The sequence below is a fragment of the Micromonospora sp. NPDC049171 genome, assembly GCF_040648275.1.
GTDB lineage: Bacteria > Actinomycetota > Actinomycetes > Mycobacteriales > Micromonosporaceae > Micromonospora.
The window spans coordinates 1-6,793 of sequence record NZ_JBEZDJ010000058.1 but is presented as its reverse complement, the minus strand read 5'-3'; the positions used below and the strand labels follow the sequence as shown (position 1 = coordinate 6,793).

General features: G+C 74.7%; 2 protein-coding genes. Both read right to left on the bottom strand.

Features of this window, described 5'->3' with window-relative positions; all coding sequences use genetic code 11:
• A partial coding sequence (locus tag AB0B14_RS36595; protein ID WP_357081033.1) for a beta-ketoacyl synthase N-terminal-like domain-containing protein occupies positions 1–311 on the bottom strand: 311 nt, incomplete at its 3' end.
• Positions 308–6,793, bottom strand: a 6,486-nt coding sequence (locus AB0B14_RS36590; protein WP_357526736.1) for an acyltransferase domain-containing protein, incomplete at its 5' end; no start/stop codon positions are given. The genes AB0B14_RS36595 and AB0B14_RS36590, both read right to left, overlap by 4 nt.

Sequence of the window (6,793 nt, the reverse complement as noted above, 5' to 3'; positions counted from 1 at the left end):
CGGGCGTAGGTGTGGCCGGGGGTGTCGGGGTCGGGGTGGTAGTAGCGGTCGTTGTCCCAGCGGTCGGTGGGGATGGGGGTGATGGCGGTGCGTGCTTCGGTGAGTAGTCGCCAGAATTCCTCGGGGCCGTCGGCGCCGGGGAAGCGGCACCCGATACCCACCACCGCGATCGGCTGGGTGCGCGCCGCCCGCAGGGCGGCGGCCTCCGCCCGCGCCACCCGCAACTCCAGCAGCGCCCGCCGGAGCACGTCCTCGCGCTCCGAGCGACTGTCCCGCTCCTCGGGCGCTGCGGTCGCGTCGACGGCCCTCATGCGGTGCCTCCCGTGTCCAGTTCCTGCTTGAGGAGCCCCAACAGGTCGTCCTCGCCCAGGTGGGCGAGCTCCGCTTCCAGCCCGGCCAGGTCCACCGCCGGCTCGGCCGGGTGCGCCGCCGGCTCGGTCGCGCCGTTCGGGGACGGGCCCGGTGACTCCGGTGGCCCGCCGATCAGCTCCGACAGCAGGAATCTGGCCAGGGCCGCGACCGTGGGGTTCTCGAAGGCCGCGGTGGCGGGCACATCGGTGCCCAGCCGCCGGGCGAGCCGGTCGCGCAACTCGACGCTGGTGATCGAGTCCATCCCGGCGTCGAAGAAGCCGAGTGCGCGGTCCATCCGGGACCCGGCCGGCCGGCCGAGGACCACCGCGAGTTCGACCTGTACGGCGTCCTCCAGCATCCGGACGCCGGCCGTGGAGTCGCCGGCCGCACGCAGTCGGCGGGCGAACTCCTCGTCGTGGGCGCCGGCCGTCTCGCCGGTCGGGCGCATCGTCGCGAACATCGGCCGCGAGCGCTTCGCCTCCAGCACCGGGAGCAGCCTGTTCCAGTCCAACGGGGCAACCGTGACCTGGCACCGGATCAGGGCCTCGTCGGGGGCCACACCGGTGAGTCGGTCCAGCGCGGCGAAGCCGAGGTCCCGGCTCACCGGCGCGGTCCCGGTGGCCCGGAAGGACTCGCCGTGCTCCCGGGCGAGTGAGCCGTCGGCCCACCAGCCCCAGTCGACGGTCAGGGCGGGATAGCCGCGCTGCGCGCGGTCGTGCGCGAAGACGTCCTGGAAATGGCACGCGGCCACGAGGTGCCCGGCGAGCGCGGCCCCGAAGACCGACCAGGCCGAGCCGCAGGACACGAAGAAGTCGAGCGCCGCATCCTCGGCCGCGGCGGCGACGACGAGCGTGCCCTCGACCTTCGGCCGCAGGATCGCGCGGAACCCGGACCAGTCGATGTCCGCCAGCGGCCGGAGTTCGAACAGGCCCGCGGCGTGGATCACACCACGGACGGCCGGCCACGGCGCACGGTGCGGGTCGAAGACCGCGCGCATCGCCACGGGGTCGGCGACATCGCCGTCCGGGGTGTACACCGTGGCACCGTCGCGGCGCAGCCGTTCGATGGCGGCGAGGGTGTGGCGTTCGGCGTCCGCCGGGTCGGCCTGTCCGGCTGCTGTTCTCTCCCGCGCCAGCGGGCCGCGGCCCAGCAGGACCAGGTGCCGCGCCCCACGTCGGTACAGCCATTCGGCGAACAGCACGCCCAGTGCCCCGCGACCGCCGGTGACGAGATACGCGGCCTCGGGGTCGAGCGTGCGGGGCGCGGGTACGACGTCGCCGGAACTTCGCCCGGCGTCGACTCGTACCAGCCGGGGAACCATCCGCTGTCCGGCGCGGTACGCGACCTGGTCCTCGGCGTCCGGGTGGAGGATCTCGCGGGCGATCGTCGCGGCCTCCGCGTCGGGGTCCGGGTACCGCGCATCGAGATCGATCTGGCCACCCCAGACGCCCGGCTGTTCCATCGACACGGCGCGTCCGAGCCCCCACGCGGGTGCCAGCACCGGCACGCACGGCGCGTCGCCGGCCGGGACAGCACCGCGGGTGACCGCCCAGAGGCGTGCGCCGGCCGCGATACCGGGTGCCGACAGCGACCGCGGCGCGGTCAGCAGCGGGCCGCACGAGGTGCTGAGTGCCTCGTTCCACTCCGGCCCGGGCGTCCGCAGGGCCGGATCGGCGTCCAGCGCGGCAAGGTGAACGACGCCGCGCAGTGTGTCACCGGCGCCGCGGATCGCCTCCGTCACGGCGGAGAACCCGTCGTGTGGGCTCAGCGTCTGTGACCGGACCAGGACGCAGGTGTGACCTGCCGCCTCAAGGAGCGCGGCCAGCCGGTCCGCGACGCCGTCCGGGCCGGCGCCGGTCAGCACCCAGCAGCCGGCGTCCCCGGAACCACCGGTGCCGTTCGCCGAGGCGGGATCCCGGGAGTCCGGCTGCCAGGCGACCTCGTACAGGGACGCGTCGACGTCGTTCTGGACGTCCCGCTCGGGACCGCTCCGCTGCGGCGTGCGCCCATTCGACGACGTACGCCCATTCGACGTGGCGGCCGGTGGGGAGGCCTCCGCACCGCGCGTCGGCCAGGGCCAGGTCGGCCGATCGGGAATCCAGAACCGCTCCCGCTGCCAGGGATAGTTCGGCAGCCGGACCCGTCGGCCGTCGTCGGGTTGCAGCGCCGCGTGGTCCAGCGGGTGGCCGAGGACGTGCAGCGCTCCCGCGGCGTCGAGCATCGACGTGCGGCCGTCGTGGTGCGCGCGCATCGACTCGACCGCGACGACCCCGGTCCCGTACCCGTCCAGGCACTGCAGGATGGGGGTGGCCAGAGCCGGGTGCGCGCCGACCTCCAGCACGACGTGGTGTGCCGCCCCCGCGGCCCCGCGCAGGGCTTCCGTGAAGAGCACGGGTCCGGTGACGTTGCGCGCCCAGTAGTCGGCGTCGGCGAAGCCGGCCTCCGCGGGCCCGCCGGTCACCGTCGAGTACACGGCCATCGTCGGCGGTGCCGGGGCGAGGTCCCCGAGTTCCGCGCGCAGCGCCTGTGCGGAGCCCGCCATCGCGGGCGTGTGGAACGCGTACTCCTCCTGGACTGTCGACCAGAACACGCCCCGGGAGCGGAGCGCACCCGCCAGCTCCACCATGGCCGGGCGGGTGCCCGCAACGACGGTGTTGCGTGGGCTGTTCACCGCCGCGATCGACACCGCCGTGCCGTAGGGAGCGATCATCTCGGCGGTCTCCCGCCGGTCGAGCCCGACGACCGCCATCATCCCGCCGCCCCGGGTGGCACCCATCGCCGCCGCGCGTCGTACCGCCACCTCGCAGGCCTGTTCCAGAGTGAGGCAGCCGGCCGCGTAGGCGGTGGCGATCTCGCCCACGCTGTGGCCGATCACCGCGTCGGGCCGTACACCCCAGGCGTGCCACACCTGGGTGATCGCCGCCTGGACGGCGAAGATCGCGGGCTGGGCGACGACCGTGTCGTCCAGCCGCGACCGCTCCGGACCGGCGAACAACTCGTCGCGCAGCGACCAGCCGGCGAGCCGGCGCACCACCGCGTCGCAGCGCTCGATGACCTCGTCGACGGCAGGATGGCGGGCCAGGGCACGGCCCATGCCGGGCCACTGTGAGCCCTGCCCGGAGTAGACGACGATCAGGCGGTCGCGGCCGTCGCGGCGCGCGACGCCGTGGCGGACGCCGGTCAGGTTCTCCCGCCCGCCGGCGCCCGCTTCGCGCCGGTCGCGCACGCCGCGTCCGGCCTCCGTCGATCGGGCCAGCAGGTCCGCCGCCCGCTTCGCGGAGTCGGCGACCACGGACAGCCGGTACGGCAGGTGCGTGCGGTGCAGCGCGGCGGTGCGGGTCACGTCCGCGAGGACCAACGCGCCGTCGGGTGCCTGCTCGAACATCCGCCGGTACGCCTCAGCCGTGTCGTCGAGCGCCTCGGGCGAGTGTGCGGACAACAGCAGCAACTGGGTGTCCGGCTGGTCGGGGCGAGACGAGGGTGGCCCGGAGTCCGGCGTCTGCGCGGATTCTGGCGTCTGCGCGGATTCCGGTGCCTGCTCCAGCAGCACGTGCGCGTTGGTGCCGCTGAAGCCGAACGAGCTGACTCCGGCGATCCGGGAACCGTGCCGCGGCTCCCACTCGACGGGCCGCGCGGGTATCCGGACGGGGATCTCCCCCCACGGGATGTGCGGGCTCGGCTGTTCGAAGTGCAGGTGGGCGGGGATCTGGCGATGGCGCAGGGCGAGCGCCACCTTGATCAGACCAGTGATGCCGGCCGCCGCCTCCAGGTGCCCGATGTTGGTCTTGACCGAGCCGACCCAGAGCGCGTCGTGGCGATCGGATTCCGGGCGCAGCGCGTCGACCAGGGCGCTGATCTCCAACGGGTCGCCCAGCGGTGTGCCGGTGCCGTGCGCCTCGACGTAGCCGACCTCGTCGCGCCGTACTCCCGCGTCGCGCAGCGCGTCGCGCAGCACCGCGACCTGCGCGCGCCCGTTCGGCACGGTCAGCCCGGCGCTGCGGCCGTCCTGGTTGACCGCGGAACCCCGGACCAGCGCCCAGATCTGGTCACCGGCGGCCTGCGCGTCGGCGAGCCGTTTGAGGACGACGACCCCGCAGCCCTCGCCGCGACCGTAGCCGTCGGCCTGGGCGCTGAAGGACTTGCACCGCCCGTCCGGGGCCAGCGCGCGCATCCGGGTCAGGCTCGCCGTGGTCAGCGGGGACAGCATGAGGTTCACGCCGGCGACGACCGCCAGGTCCGTCTCGCCGGAGCGCAGGCTGCGGGCGGCCAGGTGCACGGCGACGAGCGAGGACGAACACGCCGTGTCCACGGCGAGACTCGGGCCGTGCGTGCCCAGCAGGTGCGACAGGCGCCCGGCGGCCACGCTGAAGGTGTTGCCGGTGGCCAGGTACGGGTCGTCGGCGGCGGCCGGGTGCGCCGCGAGCAGCTGCAGGTAGTCGGAGGTGTTGATGCCGACGTACACGCCGGTCGCCGAGCCGTCGAGCGTCTCGACCCGGACGCCGGCGTCTTCGAGCGCCTCCCAGGAGACTTCGAGGAGCAGACGCTGTTGCGGGTCCATGCTGCGCGCCTCGCGGGGCGAGATGCCGAAGGCGGCGGCGTCGAACCCGTCGACCGGGCTCTCCAGGAAGCCGCCGCGCCGTCCGTACGAGGCGGCGCCGTCGGACCGGGCCGGCGTGTCCCAGCGGTCGCCGGGCACGTCGCCTGTCGCGTCGCGCCCGTCGCTCAACAGCCGCCAGAACGAGTCGGGATCGACCGCACCACCGGGCAGCCGGCACGCCATGCCGACGATCGCGAGCGGTTCGGCGGCGCCGGGTCGCGGTGCGCGCGGGGCGGGCTCGACGGCCGGTCGGGGGGCGGGTACGGGCAGCCGGACGTCGACCGGGGACGGCTCGATCCGAGCCAGATACTCGGCCAGCCGGCGGATCGTGGGGTGGTCGAAGACCAGGGTCACCGGCAGTCCCAGCCCGAGTTCGCCCTCCAGGCGCGTACGGATCTGCATGGTCATCGCCGAGGTGAGTCCGAGGTCGAACAGGCCGATGTCCGGGCTGAGCTCCTCCGGGCGGTGCAGCCCGAGCACCGCCGACAGTTCGGTCTGCAACCGGTGGACCAGGTCGCCGACCCGGGCCGGGTCCGCGACCGCCGCCGCGACGGGGAGGGGGCGCGGCGCGGGGGAGCGTGCGTCCGTGGCTGCGCCCACCGTGCCGTTGACCGAGTGGGCCGCGACGGTGCCCGGGCCGGCCGGACGCTGTTTCGGGAGCCAGTGCTCGCGGCGTTCGAAGGGGTACCGGGGAAGGTCCGGCAGCACCTCCGGACGGGTGGTCTGCGGTGACCAGTCGACCGGCCCGCCGGCGACCCAGGTCCGGGCGAGCGCCTCGACCAGTCGCCGGCGCGGTTCGGTCGTTCGGGGCAGCGAGGGGACGCAGGTCCACTCGGCGCCGCTGGCGGCCGCGAGCGCCGCCGCCGAGGCAAGGAGGCCGCCCGGCCCCAACTCGATCAGGATCGTGGTTCCCCGGTCCAGGGCGGTCCGCAGGGCCTCGTCGAAGTGGATGGGCGCGCGGCTGTGCCGGACCCAGTACTCCGGGGTGGCCACCTCGGGCCCGGCGAGCAGCCCGGTGGTGTCCGACACGAACGGCACCGTGGCCGGTCGCAGGGCGGTCTGCGCGAATGCCTCGCCCAGCGCGCCGAGCATCGGCTCCACCTGCGCGGTGTGGAAGGCGACCGGCACGGACAGCCGCACCGTGCGCAGGCCCTCCTCCGCCGCCAGCGCCGCGAACTCGTCGACGGCGTCGGACGGTCCGGCGATGACCGTCTCCCGAGGGCTGTTGCGCAGGGCTAGGTGGACGGTGCCGTTGGCGACGGGTGCCAGGCTGGTCAGGCGTGCCGGGTCGCCGAACACCGCGAGCATCGTGCCGTCGCCCGGCAGGTCCGCGATGAGGTTCCCGCGTACGGCGCTGAGGCGGGCGCCGTCCTGCGGCGAGACGATTCCGGCGAGTGCGGCCGCCGCGTACGCGCCCGCGCTGTGTCCGAGGACGGTCTGCGGGACGATCCCGTGCGCCCGCCACCAGGCGGCCAGTGTCCAGGCCAGCGCGTAGAGCGCGGACTGGGTGTGGCGCGGGTCCTCGCGGTCCGCGGATCCGTTCGAGGGGTCGAGCAGGACGTTGATCCCCGCCTTGCCGGCCGGCCCGGCCGCGTCCGCGAGCGAGTCCAGTGCCGCGGTGATGAGCGGGTCGTCCTGGTAGAGCTCGGCCAGGGCGCCGCGTAGCGGCGTGCCGTGGCCCGGCACGAGGAAGGTGATGTGGGTGGTGGTGGTGGGTGGGGTGTGGTGGTGGGTGAGGTGGGGGTGGGGTGTGTTGGTGGTGAGGGCGGTGAGGGCGTGGGTGAGGTGGGTGGGGTTGGTGGTGGTGATGGCGGCGCGGTGGGGGTGGTGGGTGCGGGTGTGGGT